General features: G+C 45.6%; 19 protein-coding genes. 7 read left to right on the forward strand and 12 right to left on the reverse strand.

The window, feature by feature from the left end; translation table 11 throughout:
* Positions 1-46 precede the first annotated feature (46 nt).
* From LYZ37_RS10620 to LYZ37_RS10630, 3 genes are all read right to left on the reverse strand, one after another.
* A complete protein-coding gene (locus tag LYZ37_RS10620) occupies positions 47-1918 on the reverse strand; it encodes a methyl-accepting chemotaxis protein (RefSeq protein WP_004747042.1) in 1872 nt (623 codons plus the stop codon).
* Between the two features lie 207 nt (positions 1919-2125).
* Positions 2126-3190, reverse strand: a complete 1065-nt coding sequence (locus LYZ37_RS10625) for an AI-2E family transporter (protein WP_239825303.1) — start codon at positions 3188-3190, stop codon at positions 2126-2128.
* A complete protein-coding gene (locus tag LYZ37_RS10630) occupies positions 3191-3433 on the reverse strand; it encodes a sulfurtransferase TusA family protein (RefSeq protein ID WP_272785477.1) in 243 nt (80 codons plus the stop codon).
* A gap of 245 nt (positions 3434-3678) precedes the next feature.
* On the opposite strand from LYZ37_RS10630, the gene LYZ37_RS10635 reads away from it, so the two are divergent.
* The 4 genes from LYZ37_RS10635 to LYZ37_RS10650 are packed head-to-tail and all read left to right on the forward strand — an operon-like array spanning position 3679 to position 6489.
* On the forward strand, positions 3679-5133 hold the full coding sequence (locus tag LYZ37_RS10635; RefSeq protein ID WP_239826466.1) for a beta-barrel assembly-enhancing protease: 1455 nt from the start codon (positions 3679-3681) through the stop codon (positions 5131-5133).
* A gap of 17 nt (positions 5134-5150) precedes the next feature.
* A complete protein-coding gene (gene arsC, locus LYZ37_RS10640) occupies positions 5151-5495 on the forward strand; it encodes an arsenate reductase (glutaredoxin) (protein ID WP_272785479.1) in 345 nt (114 codons plus the stop codon).
* Positions 5492-6061 carry an NAD(P)H:quinone oxidoreductase gene (gene wrbA, locus LYZ37_RS10645; RefSeq protein WP_272785480.1) on the forward strand — a complete coding sequence of 190 codons (570 nt, stop codon included), beginning with the start codon at positions 5492-5494 and terminating at the stop codon, positions 6059-6061. The genes arsC and wrbA overlap by 4 nt, the downstream gene beginning before the upstream one ends.
* Before the next feature lie 2 nt (positions 6062-6063).
* Positions 6064-6489 carry a DUF2069 domain-containing protein gene (locus tag LYZ37_RS10650; protein WP_069666930.1) on the forward strand — a complete coding sequence of 142 codons (426 nt, stop codon included), beginning with the start codon at positions 6064-6066 and terminating at the stop codon, positions 6487-6489.
* A 77-nt stretch (positions 6490-6566) separates the two neighbouring features.
* Here the strand turns inward: LYZ37_RS10650 and LYZ37_RS10655 are convergent, their stop codons facing one another.
* Positions 6567-7829, reverse strand: a complete 1263-nt coding sequence (locus tag LYZ37_RS10655) for a DUF2066 domain-containing protein (protein WP_272785481.1) — start codon at positions 7827-7829, stop codon at positions 6567-6569.
* Between the two features lie 260 nt (positions 7830-8089).
* On the opposite strand from LYZ37_RS10655, the gene LYZ37_RS10660 reads away from it, so the two are divergent.
* Positions 8090-9334, forward strand: coding sequence for a uracil-xanthine permease family protein (locus tag LYZ37_RS10660; RefSeq protein WP_272785482.1), 1245 nt, complete (start codon positions 8090-8092; stop codon positions 9332-9334).
* Positions 9335-9638: 304 nt separating this feature from the next.
* On the opposite strand, the gene ybaK is transcribed toward LYZ37_RS10660, so the two are convergent.
* The 8 genes from ybaK to hemA all read right to left on the reverse strand — a co-directional run bounded on the left by ybaK (position 9639) and on the right by hemA (position 17828).
* A complete protein-coding gene (gene ybaK / locus LYZ37_RS10665) occupies positions 9639-10112 on the reverse strand; it encodes a Cys-tRNA(Pro) deacylase (RefSeq protein WP_272785483.1) in 474 nt (157 codons plus the stop codon).
* Positions 10113-10196: 84 nt separating this feature from the next.
* Complete coding sequence (ushA, locus tag LYZ37_RS10670; protein ID WP_004747071.1) at positions 10197-11858, reverse strand: bifunctional UDP-sugar hydrolase/5'-nucleotidase UshA; 1662 nt, start codon at positions 11856-11858, stop codon at positions 10197-10199.
* A gap of 577 nt (positions 11859-12435) precedes the next feature.
* On the reverse strand, positions 12436-13287 hold the full coding sequence (gene kdsA, locus LYZ37_RS10675; protein ID WP_272785484.1) for a 3-deoxy-8-phosphooctulonate synthase: 852 nt from the start codon (positions 13285-13287) through the stop codon (positions 12436-12438).
* Between the two features lie 46 nt (positions 13288-13333).
* A complete protein-coding gene (locus tag LYZ37_RS10680) occupies positions 13334-14143 on the reverse strand; it encodes a SirB1 family protein (RefSeq protein ID WP_272785485.1) in 810 nt (269 codons plus the stop codon).
* 33 nt (positions 14144-14176) lie between these two features.
* The gene (locus LYZ37_RS10685; RefSeq protein ID WP_004747076.1) at positions 14177-14560 is read right to left on the reverse strand and encodes a SirB2 family protein; all 384 of its coding nucleotides are present in this window, start codon (positions 14558-14560) and stop codon (positions 14177-14179) included.
* Positions 14561-14577: 17 nt separating this feature from the next.
* Positions 14578-15432, reverse strand: a complete 855-nt coding sequence (prmC, locus tag LYZ37_RS10690) for a peptide chain release factor N(5)-glutamine methyltransferase (RefSeq protein ID WP_272785486.1) — start codon at positions 15430-15432, stop codon at positions 14578-14580.
* A 4-nt stretch (positions 15433-15436) separates the two neighbouring features.
* On the reverse strand, positions 15437-16525 hold the full coding sequence (gene prfA / locus LYZ37_RS10695; RefSeq protein ID WP_004747078.1) for a peptide chain release factor 1: 1089 nt from the start codon (positions 16523-16525) through the stop codon (positions 15437-15439).
* A 46-nt stretch (positions 16526-16571) separates the two neighbouring features.
* A complete protein-coding gene (gene hemA, locus LYZ37_RS10700; RefSeq protein WP_004747080.1) occupies positions 16572-17828 on the reverse strand; it encodes a glutamyl-tRNA reductase in 1257 nt (418 codons plus the stop codon).
* A 161-nt stretch (positions 17829-17989) separates the two neighbouring features.
* On the opposite strand from hemA, the gene lolB reads away from it, so the two are divergent.
* Both lolB and ispE read left to right on the forward strand, forming a co-directional pair.
* Complete coding sequence (gene lolB, locus LYZ37_RS10705; RefSeq protein ID WP_272785487.1) at positions 17990-18604, forward strand: lipoprotein insertase outer membrane protein LolB; 615 nt, start codon at positions 17990-17992, stop codon at positions 18602-18604.
* Complete coding sequence (gene ispE, locus LYZ37_RS10710) at positions 18601-19473, forward strand: 4-(cytidine 5'-diphospho)-2-C-methyl-D-erythritol kinase (RefSeq protein WP_272785488.1); 873 nt, start codon at positions 18601-18603, stop codon at positions 19471-19473. The genes lolB and ispE overlap by 4 nt, the downstream gene beginning before the upstream one ends.
* Positions 19474-19487 lie beyond the last annotated feature (14 nt).

A 19487-nucleotide genomic window follows, 5' to 3' on the forward strand; every position in this document is an offset into this window, starting at 1 on the left:
ACGCCAGCATCGCTGGCGTTTTTGCTTCTTGGGAGCATTAGACTCGCTAGACAATAAACTTGTTTAGGATGGCGTCTTGCTCACGAACATTTTCTGTTTGAACCTGCATTGCCATGTTCGCTTCTTCTGCTGAGTCCGCGACTTGAGTAGACAGATCTTTAATCTTCACCGTATTGCTGTTGATCTCTTCAGCAACTAAGCTCTGCTCTTCAGCTGCAGATGCGATCTGCATGTTCATATCACTGATACGTTGAATCGCTTCACGAATGCGCTGCAATGCACCATCGGCCGCTTGCGCTTTATCTACCGCATCCACTGCCGTGTTTTTACTTTCATTCATCGCGGCAGATACCGAACTCGCACCTGCTTGGAGCTGTTCGATCATGCTACGAATTTCTGTCGTTGATTCTTGAGTGCGCTGCGCTAGGGTGCGAACTTCATCTGCTACTACCGCAAATCCGCGTCCAGACTCACCAGCACGAGCTGCCTCAATTGCCGCATTCAGTGCCAATAGGTTGGTCTGGTCAGCAATGTCATTAATCACTTTCAAGATGGTCTCAATGTTTGCAGTTGCCGATTCAAGGCCTTGAACCTCTTCCACAGCTTGGTCAATACGAGAGGAGAGCATATCTATCGAGTTAGTCGTATCACTCACTACCGATGAACCGTCTTGCGTGGCATCATCCGCTTCTTTGGCCGCAGCAGCCGCACCTTGTGCGTTGTTTGCCACTTCGGTTGCCGTTACCGCCATCTCGTTCATCGCGGTCGCTAACTGCTCTAGCTCTTCAAGCTGACTACGCATTGCCCCAGCAGAGTGCTGCGCGCCGACGACGGTCATCTCAGTGCCACGTAAGATTTCTGCACCAATCGCTTTCGATTGTTGAATCTGTTTCTGCAAAGTTTCAGTAAAGGTGTTAAATCCTTCCGCTAACTGGGCGAACTCTTGATCAGTATTGGTATCCAAACGCTTAGTTAGATCACCTTGGCCTGATGCGACATCCTGAATAGCATCGTTTAGCGTCGCAAGTGGCTTCATCAGTGCTTTGATTAAGAAGCTTAAGACAACCACACTTAATATCACGCCAATCACGACGTAAAGGATTGAGCTGTTACGCATGTCGTCTACAGCAGCAAAAGCGATGTCTTCGTCAACCACAGCACCAATGTACCAGTTCTCTGAAGGGACTTTAGTAAAGTGAACAAGTAAGCGTTGACCATCTTGCTCAAACTTCTGGTTGCCTTCCTGAACTTTTGCTTGCGGCAAATATTTGGTTAGGTTCTCACCATTATTTTCCGCTTGTGGGTGAGCAATAGTCGTACCATCTGCGGTAACAATGAATAGGTAACCAGCATCAAGGAGGTTCACGCTGTTGACAAGGTCAGCCAAACCACCTAATTCCATGTCGTAGAACATGCCAGCCATAAACTGACCATTCTCTTTCACTGGCGTACCAATAGAAATGATCACCTTCTTGGAAGAGACATCAACATACGGGTCAGTAACGACTAGCTTACCCTGCGCTTTTGCATCTTTAAACCAAGGGCGTACACGAGGATCATAGTCAGGCCCTGCTTCCCAACCATCATCATTTTCTACTACGAAACCATCCGCTTCGTAGCCAAATCCTACCGCAAGGAAACTTCCCTTCAATTCTGGTTTTTCGAGAATCTGTTTCACAAGTTGGCGGTTTTGAGGGTCAAGTTCAAGAACCTCTGTCGTAGATTGAGCCAGAGATTTTTTACTCTCCATCTCTGACACCACTGTATTTTTCACCCCTTTTACCATCTCTGTGAGACTAGTATCGACGAGTGCCTCGACTTCCTGCTTTACCGTGCTTAGCTGTTGAATCGACAACAGGGTTACAGTTACCAGCAATAGCGCTGATGAAGCCGCAACGATTTTTTGGCTAAATTTCATATTTTCCCTCAATTAGTCAGCAAGCTTTTTGTTATTGTAATTAGTATAGTTATCGTCCCAGATAACGTTTACTTAAGAAATTTCTTACAATTCACTGCTTAAGTAAATTCTATTACTGATAAAAATGCCAACTAGAGCACAAATAAAAAGCCCCAAAGTGAAAACTTTAGGGCTTTATATGTAATCGTTTGCATCTGCCGAGACTATCTATGTCGGTACTTCATCATCATGGCTTGGCAAAGCATTCCAGACAGCTTTCACCAAAGTCGCCAGCGGGATTGCGAAGAAAACGCCCCAGAATCCCCATAGACCGCCGAATACTAGGACCGCAACAATAATTGCCACAGGGTGGAGGTTTACCGCTTCTGAGAATAAAACGGGAACCAGAACGTTACCATCAAGAGCCTGAATGATGCCATAAGCAATCAGCAGCCAATAAAACTGTGGCGTTAAGCCCCATTGGAACAGACCAACAATGGCCACAGGCACAGTTACCGCCGCAGCACCAATATAAGGGATCAATACAGAGAATCCGACTGCAACAGCCAGTAGTACTGAGTAGCGAAGGTCAAGGATGGCAAAGGTAACATAACTAACGCCACCGACAATAAGGATCTCCATCACCTTACCGCGAATGTAGTTAGAGATTTGCTCGTTCATCTCATCCCATACTTTGGTGGCCAAACGACGGTTACGTGGTAAAACACCACTGGTCATATCCATCATTTCATCTTTATCTTTAAGTAAGAAAAAGACTAACAGTGGAACCAAAATCAAATAGACCGCTAAGGTTGCCAAGCTAACTAGTGAAGCAAGTGAGCCTTTCACTACCGTCTCGCCCATCACTATCACTTGGTTTTTGGCGTTGGTGACTAACGACTCTACAATCTGGAAATTCTCGAGCTCTGGGTAACGGTGCGGTAATTCGGCGATAAAGGCTTGTAGCCCGCCGTACATGGTCGGAATATCATTAATTAAGTTACCGACCTGCTCCCAAATTGTCGGCACCAAACCAAAAATGGCGACCAACATCAGGCTACTAAAGCCGAGAATAACAAAGATAACCGATAAGGTTCTTGGAATGCCTAAGCGAGAAAGCTGCACCACAGGCCATTCAAGCAAATAAGCAAGTACGATTGCCACCAGCAGCGGTGCAATCAAATTGCCGAAGAAGTAGATGGTTATAAAGCCGAAAAGAAGAATCGCAACAAGACTTACGGCGTGTGGATCAGAAAAACGTCGCTTATACCAGCGACTTACCATTTCAAACATTCAACATACTTCCTTTGGTTTTGTAGCTCGACTGACTTGCATTCGATAATAACCATCCTTCTCTTCACAGATTAGTTCAAATAAGTGTTTTTGAAGATACTGAGTAATATCTGCGAAAGAACTGGTATCAGAAACCAGCAGTAGAGTTTGCTCTCCAGCAACCAAATTTTTTGTGTGACGCTTAGCAAGTAACAGTGCCATAGGGCAACGTTCTTGGCGTAAATCCAAAATATTCGGTTCCATTCTTTCGCTCGATGCTTATTATTACAGGTAGGTATTGTATAGTGTTTTTTTGCAGGCGTCAGTGCAAATAATGGCGGCAAGCTCACGACTGTTACCTATTAGTGAATGGTTGTTTTTGCATTCACTGAATGAATCACTTAACGAATTGGAAACCATCTCTACGATATGGTGTCCAAGCGTATACCCGTCTTGCTAATATAAGCTTAGCAAGGATGAAAAAATCAACGGAGTATTACCTGTCCAATATGTTTAAACATACGCGCTCACTCGTTTGTCTTTGTCTCGCCACCGCTTTAAGCACTCCGGCTCCAACTCTAGCAGACAATTTAAACCTTCCCGATATCGGCACGGCGGCTAGCGGCACTTTGACTATCGCTCAAGAGCTGCAATACGGCGATGCCTATATGCGTATGCTTCGTAGCAGTTCGCCAATCATTAATGACCCGGTACTGAATGAATATATTGATAGCTTAGGCCACCGCCTTGTCGCCAATGCGTCAGATGTGAAAACGCCGTTTACCTTCTTCATGATTCGCGACCGTAATATCAACGCATTTGCGTTTTTCGGTGGTTATGTCGCGCTTCATTCCGGCCTGTTTCTTTACGCTCAAAGTGAAAGTGAACTGGCTTCTGTTGTCGCACACGAAATTGCTCATGTAACCCAACGCCACTTAGCGCGAAGTATGGAAGAGCAAGCAAGACGTTCCCCAGCAACATTGGCCGCTTTAGCGGGTTCTTTATTATTAGCGATCGCATCACCGCAAGCCGGTATGGCGGCAATTACTGCAACCACTGCGGGTAATATGCAGGGTCAAATCAACTATACTCGCAGCAACGAAAAAGAGGCTGACCGATTTGGCATCAGCACCATGGCGAAAGCGGGCTTTGATGTAAATGCCATGCCACGATTTTTTGGCCGCCTAGCCGATGAATTCCGCTATGCGAGTAAGCCACCACCAATGCTGCTGACTCACCCGCTACCTGAAGATCGTATTACCGACAGCCGTGCCCGCGCGCAAAACTACCCTGCTCGTCGAGTCGACCCTTCGTTAAATTACCACCTTGCCCGCGCTAGAGTGGTGGCTCGCTATACGGGTATCGAAGGTAAAGCCGCCCTCGATTGGATGAATCGTAAAGAGAAAAGAGCACCAGAGAATATCAAGCCTTCTCTTCAATATGGTAAAGCTTTAGTTTACTTAGACACTAATCAACTTGAAGAAGCGCACACCATTTTACAAAGCCTATTAAAGCTTGATGCTTATAACCGTTTTTATCTGGATGCGATGTCTGACCTCTATATCGCAATGAAACAACCCGAGAAAGCAGAACAAATGCTTAAGCGCTCTTTAAAATCGGCACCTAACAATGCGGTACTGACGATCAACTACGCTAACGTTTTGATGGAGCAAGATAAAAACGAAGAAGCGATAAAAGTACTACAGCGTTACACCCATGATAATCCAAAAGATGTGAATGGCTGGCACTTACTGTCTGAAGCCAATATTCACCTAGGTGTCAGTGACGAAGACTTAGCCGCACGCGCTGAAATCCTCGCGCTAAAAGCAAATTGGAACAAAGCCATTCAGTATTACACCCAAGCTAGCCAAATCGCTGAGCTAGGAAGCTTGAAGCAAGCAAGATATGATGCCCGCATTGACCAGCTCATGGTTCAAAGGGATCGTTTCTTTGCTCTACAATAATAAATGGAGAAAACTCTATGTCAGTCGTGATTTATCACAACCCTCGATGCTCTAAAAGCCGTCAAACACTGGCTCTGTTAGAAGAAAAGAACATTCAACCAGAAATCGTTAAATACCTAGATACGCCACCGAGTATCGATGAGCTGAAAACACTGATGGTTCAACTGGGTGTTTCACAAGTACGCGATATGATGCGCACCAAAGAAGATATCTACAAAGAACTGGAACTCAAGTCTGCCGATGATGAGACCTTGTTTAAAGCTATGGTTGAAAACCCAAAACTGATTGAGCGCCCAATTGTTGTCGCGAATGGTAAGGCGAAGCATGGTCGACCACCGGAGCAAGTACTAGACATTCTATGAGTTGCCAAATCGTCGTCTTGTATTACAGTCGACATGGTTCGACACAAGCTATTGCTCGGCAGATAGCGCGAGGGGTGGAGTCCATCCCTCAGTGTGAAGCGGTTTTGCGCACGGTTGATGAAATTGAAGGCCAAAGCACCGCGGATGACCCTATCATCACGCTCAATGAATTAAAGCACTGCCACGGCCTAGCGATGGGTAGCCCTGTTTGGTTTGGCAATATGGCGGCTCCGCTTAAGCATTTCTGGGACAAGACCACCTCTGCTTGGATATCTGGAGACCTGATCGACAAGCCTGCGTGTGTGTTTACCTCCTCATCTAGCCTGCATGGCGGCCAAGAGACCACGCTGCAAAGCATGATGCTTCCCTTGTTGCACCACGGCATGATGATTATGGGTATCCCATACTCGCAGCCTAAGCTTCATACCACGCAAAGTGGGGGAACTCCCTACGGAGCAACGTCGGTAAGTTCTTCTGGTTCGACACTCAGCGAAGATGAAATTGAACTATCGCAACAACTCGGCAAGCGCTTAGCTCAAACTGCTTTAAAATTGAAGGATCAATAATCATGCAAGAGATGCAATCAACAACTAAGCTTTATCGCCTATTGGCTCTGTTTGGTAATCTTGCTCTACTCGCTTGGATCATGATTTGGCAGCTATCGCTTTCTCCACACCCACATATCAGTAGTACTACGCTAGCGATTGCTTGGGCGGTGCCGCTTCTGCTTCCATTACCAGGCATTTTAGCCGGAAAGCCATACACTCACGCATGGGCAAACTTTGTTTTAATGCTCTACTTCCTGCATGGCTTTACGATTTTGTACGTCGATGATGGTGAACGTTGGCTAGCGGTTGTTGAGCTTGTGCTTACTACACTCGCTTTCTTCGGCAATATTCTTTACGCCAGAGAGAGAGGTAAAGAGCTAGGTATGAAATTGAAAAGATTGTCCAAAGTCGAAAAAGAAGAAAAAGCACGCTTCGAGTCGGAATAGTACCTATCGAATTAAATAGATAATTCTTCTGGTTGATGTAAAAAAGGGTCTGGAATTCCAGACCCTTTCTCTATTTATTACTGCTCACTGGTAACTTCTAGCTCAGTTATCTCGCTGTCCGTTGAGGCGTCTGTTTGAACCTCTTCAGCAGCCGGAGCAACATACGGCTTACCTTGCCACTCAAACAGTAAAATCATCTCCGCTGGAATCACTTCCGGCGCAGCTTCAATAGCCTGTACTGGCTCAAAAGGTTCTACCTCGTTGCCTTGAGCTAGGTTATCAACCTCGACAGGTAATGTCTCAATAGAAGGTTCAATCACTTCAGGAGCGATAACTTGCGGCTCATCAGTGACACTTTCTAGCTGAGTCACATCGCGCATACGGCGCACTTCTTGTTCAAACTCTTGTTGAGTAGACAGTAGGTGCACGTTGAATGTCACTTGATTACCTTGAATTTTAAGGATATCAATCGATGCCACTGAACTTAGCTTCTTCAGTTGGTTCTCTAAAGTAAAAAAGCTCACTGCATCATTAAGCTCAGTAAAGCGAACTTTTACCGCTTCAGAAGACTCACTTGCAACAACAACTGCGCTCTTCTTGGCATAGTAATCACTGATCTGGTTGATCATTTTATCCGCAGCATCGATACCATTGTTAGACCCTGCTAAAGGAGCCTGACGAGTAACACCAATTGAAGCAGGACGCTGATCATATAAGGTCCATCTTAAGCTATTGCCTTGCGCTTTCACCACCAGCACACCATCAACTGGATAACGCTGACTCGCTTGGCCTACAGGTTGAATGAAACCACCCCATAAATCAGAGACAGCAACACCTGTGATATCATCGAAATCACCGACAGGTACGGTGAGTGGCAGGCCGCGTTTTAGTGCTTGCTGCTTCATTTGGTCTAACACCAATGATGGTGAGTGCTCCCAAATGATGTTGCGATCCGCTTGCCCTTCTTCGACTAACCAAACCAATAGATTCGCACGAGCGGCAGGCCAAATCGGCAACTGAGCTTGACTCAATAGTGAACGTATATGAGGCGCACTAAACACCATGCGTAATGATTGCTGCTCATTAACTTGACCGTAGCTAAGTTGAGCCACGTATTGAGAACTCTGTTTAAGCGCCTTTTGCACCACTTCATTAGACACCGCATTACGGTCACCTGAAGCACGCACTATCACTTCTTTCATGCCTTCAGCTCGCGCTTTAGCATCGGCATTGTCAGCCGCTTGGTCTAATACAACTTCCGTTTGGTATAGGTCGACATTGGTTAAAGCCAATGCAGGTAGAGCGACCAGACCCAAAATGAACAAAGCTAGATGACGCATACACTTCCTAAGATCAGTTTCTTACACGTTAAACGTTGATGATAAGCAACTATCGAGACCGGAGCAACTAAAGGTCTAGAAACTTAGCTTGATTCTAAATTTCCCTTCACAAAGCCATCACATTGACGAATAGATAAATAGTGAATTATTTGATCCAGTTCAGATTGCAAACGTTTGGCATAATGATAAAATCCCGCGAATTTTATTTTTGTTGAGCAGTTTCATACTGCTTTTAGCTTTGCCACTTAAAGGAATAACCCATGAAAAACGCCATTCAAGGTGCGCAGATGTTGTTTGTCGCATTTGGGGCTCTTGTATTAGTTCCATTGCTGACAGGATTAGATCCTAGTGTTGCTCTATTTGGTGCAGGTGTCGGAACCCTTCTATTTCAACTTGTTACCCGCCGCTCTGTTCCTATCTTCCTTGCTTCTTCATTCGCTTTTATCGCTCCTATCCTTTACGGTGTGCAAACTTGGGGAGTCCCAGCAACCATGGGCGGCCTAATGGCAGCGGGTTGTGTTTACGTTGCGATGGGTGCGCTGATCAAAGTACGTGGCGTTGAAATCATTCACAAACTGCTTCCACCGGTTGTGGTCGGCCCGGTAATCATGGTTATCGGTTTGGGTCTAGCTCCAGTCGCTGTCAACATGGCGCTAGGTAAAGTAGACGGCTCTCAAGTGATCGACGCAGATGCTTCACTGGTTATTTCAGTTGCTTCTCTGCTTACCACTATCGTTTTAAGTGTGTTCGCGAAAGGTTTCCTAAAACTAACCCCTATTCTAGGCGGTATTGTTGTCGGCTACGCTTTGAGCCTTGGTTACGGCATTGTCGATTTCACACCAGTACAAGAAGCGGCTTGGTTCGCTCTACCAAACTTTACAACGCCTGAATTTAACATCAACGCGATCCTATTTATGATCCCGGTCGCGATTGCTCCGGCTGTAGAACACGTCGGCGATATGCTAGCAATTTCGAACGTGACGGGCAAAAACTACATTAAGAAACCAGGTTTGCACCGCACAATTACCGGTGACGGGGTGGCGACCATCGCAGCGTCAATGGTTGGTGCACCACCAAATACCACCTACTCTGAGGTAACAGGCGCGGTCATGCTGACTAAAGCATTTAACCCAGTCATCATGACATGGGCAGCGGTAAGTGCCATTGTTCTCGCTTTAGTTGGGAAACTCGGCGCTGTGCTACAAACCATCCCTATGCCTGTTATGGGCGGCATCATGATCCTATTGTTTGGCTCGATTGCGACGGTGGGTTTAAACACACTGATTAAAAACAATGTTGACCTTCACAAGTCTCGCAACCTAGTCATCGTTGCTATTACCTTAGTGTTTGGTATCGGTGGTATGGCTTTCGGTATCGGTGAATTCAGCCTACAAGGTGTCAGCCTGTGTGGTATCGTGGCGATTCTACTTAACCTTGTTCTACCAAGAGATTTGGGCGAGAACCACGTCGTGGATAATGCTCAGATGGAAGAAGAAACGAAGTAGAATCGAGAATCGAGAATCGAGAATCGAGAATCGAGAATCGAGAATCGAGAATCGAGAATCGAGAATCGAGAATCGAGAATCGAGAATCGAGAATCGAACAGTTTTGGAGGGTTGGCGTTTTGCGTCAACCCTTTTTTGGAGAACTAGAAAACTAGAAAACTGTGTCTTCCAAAGGACAAGTCCTGTCAACACTCTATAAAACTTTTAGCAGGGCACAGCCCGATCCCGTTTTCCCGAAACGAAGTGTTCCATAGGGCGCAGCCCGTTCCAAAATCCCGAAGGACGAAGTCCGTTCCCTAACTCCCTACCCACACAACTCGGCAAACTGACCGCGGGTTAGGCTTGCTAAATCTTGCGGTGATAACTCAATTTCTAAACCTCGTTTACCCGCGCTGACACAGATCGTTTCTTGTCCAACGGCACTTTGATGGATAAACGTTGGTAGAGCCTTTTTTTGTCCAAGTGGGCTGATGCCTCCCACGACATACCCTGTGGTTTTCTGCGCAATGTCCGGATTAGCCATCTCTGCTTTTTTGCCTTTTGCCGCTTTGGCTGCCTGCTTTAAGTTAAGCTTCTGGTCAACTGGGATCACTGCAACCGCGAGGTTTTTCGCCTCTCCATTTAGGCAAAATAGCAAGGTTTTAAACACCTGTTCAGGATTTTGACCAAGAGCCTCTACCGCCTCTAAACCATAGCTTACAGCTCTAGGGTCATGATGGTATTGGTGAATGGTGTGAGCAATTTTTTTCTTCTTAGCGAGATTTATTGCAGGAGTCATACTCCCTCCAACTGTAGACAAACAAAAAGCGCTGCCCAAATGAGCAGCGCTTTAGCTTAAAGACCGTTATAAGTTGGTGTCAACTTACTTGTAAACAATCTCACCTGATGGTGCGTATTTGTTCACGTCGATTGGGCTGTTTGACTCTAAGTACTCTTTTAGTACTTCTGCATCAACGAAACCAGTGTTAACAAAGCCTGGGTGACCCATTAGTTTAGGGTAGCCGTCACCGCCTGATGCGTTGAAGCTAGGCACTGTAAAGCGGTAAGTTTCGTCTAGGCGAAGTTGTTTGCCACCGATGAACACGTTTGAAACTTTACCATCAGCAACTGTCATCGAGATACCTGCGAACTGAGCGTATGCACCAGAGTCTACCGGCTTAGTTGCAACAACGTTTAGGTAATCCATCACTTCTTGACCAGACATGTCTGTGTAAGTCAGGATATTGCCAAATGGTTGTACCGTCAGTACGTCTTTGTATGTCACTTCACCCGCAGCGATAGAATCACGCACACCACCAGAGTTCATTACAGCAAAGTCAGCTTTCGCGCGCTCCATATGAGCCGTTGCGATTAGACGACCTAGGTTAGTCTGTTGGAAACGAACTACGTTACGGTCACCTTCCAGCTTGCCGTTAGTTTCAGCAATCTTAACGTCTAGCTGCGCTTTACCTTTTTCTTGGTAAGGGCGTAAGAACTCTAGCAGTTCTGTATCTTCTGCGATCTCATCTTCGATAAGAACACGCTGCTTCTTACCGTCAATTTTAACCTTCTTCTTCAGGTTAACTGGGATTAGGTCGTAGCTCACCATTTGTAGCTCGCCGTTACGGAATTCGTAATCAGCACGGCCTACATATTTACCCCACTCGTGCGCCTGAACAATGTAGGTGCCGTTTTGTAGGTCTGGCTTACACTCATCAGAAGGCTTGAAGTTTTTCTTAACAACGTTTGGCGCTTCCATACATACAGGTTCTTGCGAGTGACCACCAACGATCATATCTAGAGAACCTTCATCTAGGTAACGAGCTAGTGCTACATCACCAGGTGCGTTTACGCCACGCTTACCATCTTCGTAGTGACCCATGTGAGTAACCGCGAAGATAAGATCTGGTTTTTCAGTTTTCTCAAGCTCAGCGATTAGCTGCTTCGCTTCTTCTTTAGGGTCACGGAAATCGATGCCACCGATAAATTCTGGGTTACCGATTTTCTGCGTATCTTCTGTCGTTAGACCGATAACAGCAACTTTAATACCCTGTAGGTCAAACATCTCGTAAGCCTGGAACATACGCTCGCCAGTCTCTTTGTCGTAGATGTTTGCAGAAAGCATTGGGAAATTCGCCCACTCTTTCTGTTTCATCAGAACTTCAAGAGGGTTATCAAACTCGTGGTTACCAAGTGCCATAGCATCGTAACCAATTTTGCTCATGCCTTTGAAATCTGGTTCAGCATCTTGTAGATCTGACTCTGGAACACCAGTGTTGATGTCACCACCAGATAGCAGTAGCGAGCTACCACCTTCTGCAGCAATCTCTGCGCGAAGCTCATCAATCAGTGTTTTACGAGCAGCCATGCCGTACTCGCCGTATTTGTTCTGCCAGAAGCGACCGTGGTGGTCGTTAGTATGTAGAACAGTCAACTTATAAGTTTTGTCTGCTTCCCACTCGTGTTGTGGTGCCGTTGCACAACCAGCTAGAGTTGCCAGGATAGCTGCGCTAATAGCGCTTTTTACGATCAGGCCTTGCTTCATTGTCATACCTTTTGAACTTTTAGGGGTTTCCACTGCTTTTTTATACTGCTCTCTGTGAATAGACAGACTTGGAAAATAACAGGCTGAGAGAGCAGTAAAACTTGAACTAGTTTAAATTAAGGTGACGAAAGTGACACTTGAATTTCATATTTATGATGACTAGATCACTCTTAATAACTATTAATCATGTAATAAATGCTCAGAATTACACAGGCGCAAATATAAGATCACAAGCAAACGTTTGTCTGAGATAAACAACGTTTTAGACGCTATTGTGACTTAGGTTATTTAATCAACATAAAAGGCGAACTTCGCGAATATTAACAACCGAACGCGACCAGTTTTCGTTATGTTATAACAAAACAAATACCGGAAATTTAATATGGGAATGGCAACAAGATGTGATTTTTTATTGAATGACCAAGATCTAATTGTGCAGATAATTGTTATGTTATAACAATCAAATTTGTCTGGTTATATTTGGATTGTCGTTAGTTAAGTAAGATTTATTAATTGATGAAAAATCGAGTAAAAAAGCCAGCAAATTAGCTGGCTTGTTTAAATTCAATATTGAGCACTACTTAATATCGATATGGTCAAAACCTTTAATCAGATCATCAAGTGCTTTCATTTGCGTTAGGAACGGCTCTAGTCTATCGAGCGGTAAAGCAGATGGGCCATCACAACGTGCTTGATCTGGGTTCGGGTGCGCCTCGATAAACAGACCTGCAATGCCTGTCGCTAAGCCTGCTTTTGCCAGCTCAACCGTTTGCTCACGGCGGCCACCTGAAGCAGCACCTGAAGGGTCACGCATCTGAAGTGAGTGTGTTACGTCAAAGATAATTGGGCTACCGTTAGACGCTTTCTTCATGACACCAAAGCCAAGCATATCAACAACTAGGTTATCGTAACCATGACAAGAGCCACGCTCACATAGAATGATGTTCTCGTTACCACATTCGCTGAACTTGTCGACGATGTTACCAACCTGACCTGGGCTCATAAACTGAGGCTTCTTAACGTTAATCACTGCACCTGTTTTTGCCATTGCTTCAACAAGATCAGTTTGACGAGCTAAGAACGCAGGGAGCTGAATAACGTCTACCACGTCAGCCACAGGCTGCGCTTGTTCTTCAGTATGAACATCAGTGATGATCTTAACGCCAAAGGTGTCTTTCAGCTCTTGGAAGATTTTCATCCCTTCCTCTAAGCCAGGGCCACGATAAGAGTGCACAGAACTACGGTTTGCTTTATCAAATGACGCTTTGAATACGTAAGGAATACCTAGCTTTTCTGTGACTTTTACGTAGTGCTCACAAATCTGCATTGCAAGATCACGCGACTCTAGAACGTTCATACCTGCAAACAGCGTGAATGGCTTGTCGTTCGCTACTGGAATATCACCAACGTGAACAATTTTCTGTTCCATGTTCTTCTCTCTATTTCGATGTCATGCCAGCTCCTAAGAGATGGGCTTAATGTAAGGTTACCTGAGTTTCACTCATGGCGTTGACTTGATTTTTGAGCAGCTCTGCCGCTGGGTCATCAGGGCATTGGTCGATAAAATACTGATAATCACTCAATGCAATTTGATGACAATCAAGCTGCTGATAAATAAATCCACGATCGCGAATTTCATACGGGTCATCAGGGACGAAGGTCAGCGCAAGATCGGTACACTTTAACGCCAAAGTATAGCGTTCTTCTCGCAGCAGAGCACTTTTCAGTAAGGCTAACCATCGGCCAATAACCGTTGGGTTGTCCGTCTCTAGTAGGTGCTTCGATTCTAACTTAGCAAGCGGGCCTTTATGGCCAATTAACCAAGCACCGAGCGTATGCTCTGTCACATACTCCCCATTGAACGGATTAATGTACAGCGGCTTTTCACCATACCACTCAAGCTTCACAAGAAACTGAGTTGGGAAAGTCACCCCTACCAGAGGAAAGCCGAGTTTACGGGCAATATAGAGTAAAATTGCCCCTAAGCTGACGGGAATGCCTTTACGAGTTTCAAGTACTTTATCGACAAAACCATTTTCTGAATGGAAATAGCTTTCTCTATCCCCTTGGAATCCCCACTCGTAATAGAAGAGACGCAATAGGGATTCAAAGCGCTGCTTGTCGTTCACTTCATTAACCAGAGCAAGTTCAGCTTCTTGAACCAGTCGACTTAACTCTGCTTCTGCCCAATGGACTTGGGTTTGAGGATTGATCGCTTTATTTAATGCTAGTGCGCCTTCAGCAAGCTCCATCGCATCAAAATCTTCATCAAATAACTCAAGCATATGGGTTGTCATAACCTCGTTAACCAAAAAATATTATCCAAAGAACATCGGCGTCTTAGTGACAGCAACTTTACCCGCCATCGCTAGCCATCCTAATGCACCAAAGAATGAGAAGGTTCTTAGCAGCTTATTCTTACCAAGTTTTAAGGCGAAGAAACCAAGTGCGATGTAGGCCAAAACACAAGTGATCTTTTCCGTCAGCCAAGGTGCGGCTGGGGTAAATGGAATAAAACCAGTAATGAAGATCAGGCCAATACCTGACAACAGTAAGCACGTATCATTAATGTGCGGGAATACTTTGAAGAACTTCTTTTCTAACAGTTGTGAATTCGCCATCATCATGGCAAATCGTACCGATAATAATGTAGCGCTGATGGCGATAGTGAGCAGGTGAAAATGTTTTAAACCTTCGTACATTGATAGTCTCTCTTACTTCAGTGGTGGTATTGGCCGATAGTTACTCGGTCGTTGTCACCATAGTCCTTGTAGGTTTCCACTTGGTCGTAGCCAAGTGATAATAATAAGTTCCTTACCGCCTCACCCTGTTCAAAGCCATGCTCGAACATCAGCCACCCCTCATTGATGAGATAGGATCTCGCTTGTGTTGCGATGTGTCTGATGTCTGCGAGACCTTTCTCTTCAGCCACCAAAGCACTTAACGGTTCAAAGCGCACATCTCCTTGAGTCAGATGTGGATCTTCTTTCTCAATATAAGGAGGGTTAGATACAATCAGAGCAAACTCTGTGCCACTCGGAATAGGCTCAAACCAACTGCCCGCTAAGAATTGGGTATTGGTTAAATTAAGGGCTGTCGCATTAGATTGAGCGAGTTGCTGGGCATCCGTTTTGAGGTCTATACCCCAAACTTTCCTGCTTGGCAGCTCTGAGGCTAACGCCAAAGCAATCGCACCAGTCCCTGTCCCTAAATCGAGAATATCTCCCTGATTTGATGACGATTTATCCAAAGCAACTTCGACTAAGCGCTCTGTATCTGGTCTTGGGATTAGTGTCGTCGGCGAGACTTTTAGCGGCAATGACCAAAACTCTCGTTCACCCGTGATGTAGGCAATCGGTTCGCCACTTAATCTGCGCTGCAATAGATTTTGGAAATCACTGAGCTGCTCAGCCTCAAGAATTTTGTCAGGCCAAGTCAACAGAAACGAACGGGGTTTATCTAAGGCGTGGCAAAGTAGCACCGCGGCATCAAGAGAGGGCGAATCACTGCCACTCTCCTGAAGTTGCTGTACGGCCTTTTTTAGTGTGCTTTCAACACTGTTGTCAGCCGACATGGGTTTAGTTGTTCTCTGCTAGCGCAGCTAACTGATCTGCTTGGTGTTCCTGAATAACCGGATCAATCAAGCTTGCTACCTCACCTTCCATCACTTCGTTTAGACGATAGATGGTTAAGTTAATACGGTGGTCTGAAACACGGCCTTGAGGGTAGTTATAGGTACGAATACGGTCACTACGGTCACCAGAACCTAGAAGGTTACGACGTGTATCTGACTCTTCAGCCGCGCGCTTCGCTTCTTCTGCTTGAATAATTCGAGCCGCAAGAACAGCCATCGCCTTTGCTTTGTTCTTATGCTGTGAACGTTCGTCCTGACACTCAACTACCGTACCTGTTGGTAAGTGAGTAATACGAATTGCTGAGTCCGTGGTGTTAACGTGCTGACCGCCCGCACCTGATGCACGGAAAGTATCGATCTTAAGGTCTGCCGCTTTGATTTCTGGGATTTCCGCTTCTGGAATCTCTGCCATAACCGCTACAGTACATGCAGAAGTATGAACACGGCCTTGCGATTCTGTTGCTGGAACACGTTGCACACGGTGACCGCCTGACTCAAACTTCAATACCCCATATGCGCCATCACCAGAGACTTTTGCGATCATCTCTTTATAACCGCCATGCTCTGCTTCATTTGAAGACATCACTTCTACGCGCCAACCTTTCTTTTCAGCAAACTTGCTGTACATGCGGAACAGGTCGCCGGCGAAGATACCCGCTTCGTCACCACCCGCACCCGCGCGGATTTCTAGGAAACAGTTGCGGTCATCATTAGGATCTTTAGGTAGCAGTAAGATTTGCAGTTCGTCATTTAGACGCTCAATCGTCTCTTTCGCTTCTTTGATCTCTTCCTGAGCCATTTCGCGCATTTCTTCGTCATCTTCTTTTGCCATCTCTTCAGCAGCGACCAGATCTTCTTGGGCTTGCTGATAAGCTTGGAAACACTTAGTGACTTCCTCTAGCTGAGAGTACTCTTTTGATAACGCGCGGAATTTATCTTGGTCACCGATCACATCAGGATCGCCAAGTAGATGTTGAACTTCTTCGTAACGCTCAACCAGGGTTTCTAGCTTAGTTAAAATAGAGGCTTTCATAGTTTTCTTTAACTCAGGGGTCTAATGAAGTCTGTCACTCTTATACCTAAGAATGATCAAGACCTAAACTTTGTCTAATTGTAGCCAGCCTTGCAGGCTCGCCTTTCTCGGCAGCACTTTGTAGTGCGCGGGTTGGCGCATGAATCAACTTGTTAGTTAATTTATTACTCAGCTCTAGCAGAACCTTTTCTGCATCCGCACCCGCTGCGAGAGACTGTAAACTTTTATTGAGAAGCTCTTCTCGAATGTCGTTCGCTGACTGACGGTACTCTCGAATACTGTCTACAGCTTGTAGAGAACGCATCCACGACATAAATGCCGCACTTTCTTCACTGACGATCGCTTCCGCTTGAATCGCTTCGATTTTTCTCTGCTCCATGTTGCTATCAACAATAGTTTGCAGGTCATCAACAGAGTAAAGGTAAGCGTCATTTAGCTCACCCACTTGCGATTCAATATCACGAGGGACAGCAATGTCGACCAACAGCATAGGTTGGAAACGACGCGCTTTTAATGCCGTTTCGACCATCCCTTTACCAATAATAGGCAGCGGGCTGGCAGTTGAACTGATCACGATATCTGCACGAGGGAGATGCTCAGGAATCTCAGGTAAACCAATAATTTCAGCGCCAAACTGCTCGGCCAAAGGAAGCGCGCGCTCCTTAGTACGGTTTGCAACGATCATCTTGCTACAACCGTTGCCCGCTAAGTGCTTAGCTACCAGTTCAATGGTTTCACCTGCGCCAACCAGTAACACTGTCGACTTCTCTAGCGATTCAAAAATATGCTTTGCGAGAGTACATGCTGCATAAGCAACAGAAACAGCGTTACCACCAATGTCTGTCTCAGTACGAACTCGCTTAGCAACCGAGAAAGCTTTTTGAAACAGCTTCTCCATTGCCGCATCCACTGCTTTACTCTCTCTTGAGTCAGAATAGGCTTGTTTCACCTGTCCTAAGATTTGAGGCTCACCCAGTACCAAAGAATCCAAGCCACACGAGACTCGCATTAGATGACGAATCGCAGCTTGCTCTTCATGGATATAAAGGCTGGGTTTAAGATCTTCAGGACTAACTTGATGAAACTGACTTAACCAATCAATGATTTTGCTCTTGCCACCACTTTTCACATCGCAATAGATTTCGGTGCGATTACATGTAGAAACAATCACACTTCCATTTACGTTTTGGTTTTGGCCGAGCTGGTCTAACGCTTCAGGTAACTTTTCCGGACCAAACGCGACTTTTTCACGAAGTTCGACTGAGGCCGTATTATGGTTGATACCTATAGCAAGCAAAGACATGTATCGTTGGTTCTCTGAATCAGACAATGGACAAATAAGGTCGGAATTTTACTTGATGCCCCCGTTTATTGAAAGGGGAATCAGGATATGTTTTCTTGAGTTCGTGATTTCAATGATATAGTGAGCAGATACTTTGGCTAAAACTGGATAAATAATCAGCAATGGTGAAACATTTTCGATCTATTTTTCTCTTGCTCGTCGGCACACTGTTTTTACATGGTTGTGCAACCATTGACAGTACCACTAATGTCGAGTGGCAAACTCATCAACAACGCTTAGCCACCATTCAAGATTATCGAGCCAATGGCAAACTCGGCTACATTGCCCCAGAGCAAAGACAGTCACTTAACTTCCAATGGGCTCACTCACCGACATTAACCCATTTACGAATGACCACCTTTCTTGGTCAAACCGCGCTTAACCTAAAATCCACTCCGGATGGTGCTAGCGTCGAAACTTATGATGATCAAACCTTTTACGCTTCAAGCCCAGAAGCACTGATTAAGCAGCTAACGGGTCTAAACATTCCAGTAGAGCAACTCAATGATTGGATGTTAGGTCGACCAACTCAAGCCGATGACTACCAATTGAACCAAACCAACACACTTGCCTCTTTAACCAAGCAAGTGGGTACCCAAGTATGGCAGCTCAATTACGCCAGTTATCAAGATGTGCTCATTGACGGTATTGCTCTCCCATTACCGAAAAAGATGAAGCTCATACAAGGCGATATCTCTATAAACATCATTATTTCGAAGTGGAATGCAAACCAATGATCTCGGAAACCACTCACTGGCCTTCTCCAGCAAAACTCAATCTGTTTCTTTACATCACCGGACGCCGTGACAATGGCTATCACGAACTGCAAACCTTATTTCAGTTCCTTGATCACGGCGACGATCTCACAATCACAGCGAACAATACGGGCGAAATTACACTATCCCCACAGATACCAGGTGTTGCCCTTGAAAATAATCTAATCTGGAAAGCCGCAACCGCTCTGAAGCATAAGTCAGCTTGTCCTTTCGGTGCTCATATTGAACTTAACAAGATCCTTCCAATGGGAGGCGGTATTGGTGGCGGGTCATCAAACGCTGCAACGACGCTTGTCGCCCTGAATCATCTTTGGCAAACAGACCTCTCTGAAGATGAACTGGCAGAGATCGGATTAAAGCTTGGGGCGGATGTCCCTGTCTTTACACGTGGATTTTCGGCGTTTGCGGAAGGTGTCGGTGAAGAGCTGACTCCTGCACAGCCTGATGAAAAATGGTACTTAGTCGTCAGACCGAATGTCTCGATTGCCACTGTCGATATTTTCACTCACCCTGATTTAACGCGAAATACGCCAAAACGTACGCTAGCAGCCCTTCTTGAGGGTGATTACGGAAACGATTGCGAAAAAATTGTTCGAATGCTGTACCAAGAGGTTGATAAGCAACTTTCTTGGCTGCTACAATACGCGCCGTCGCGGTTGACCGGGACGGGATCATGCGTTTTTGCCGAATTTTCGAGCAAAAATGAAGCTGAAACTACTCTCGGGAAACTGCCAGACACTGTCTCCGCATTTGTCGCTAAAGGCAAGAATATTTCGCCTTTATACGAGACACTGGCTAAGTATCGCTTAGCCCACTCACAATCTATTTAAAAACTGGACGCAAC

Source organism: Vibrio tubiashii, assembly GCF_028551255.1.
Taxonomy (GTDB): domain Bacteria; phylum Pseudomonadota; class Gammaproteobacteria; order Enterobacterales; family Vibrionaceae; genus Vibrio; species Vibrio tubiashii_B.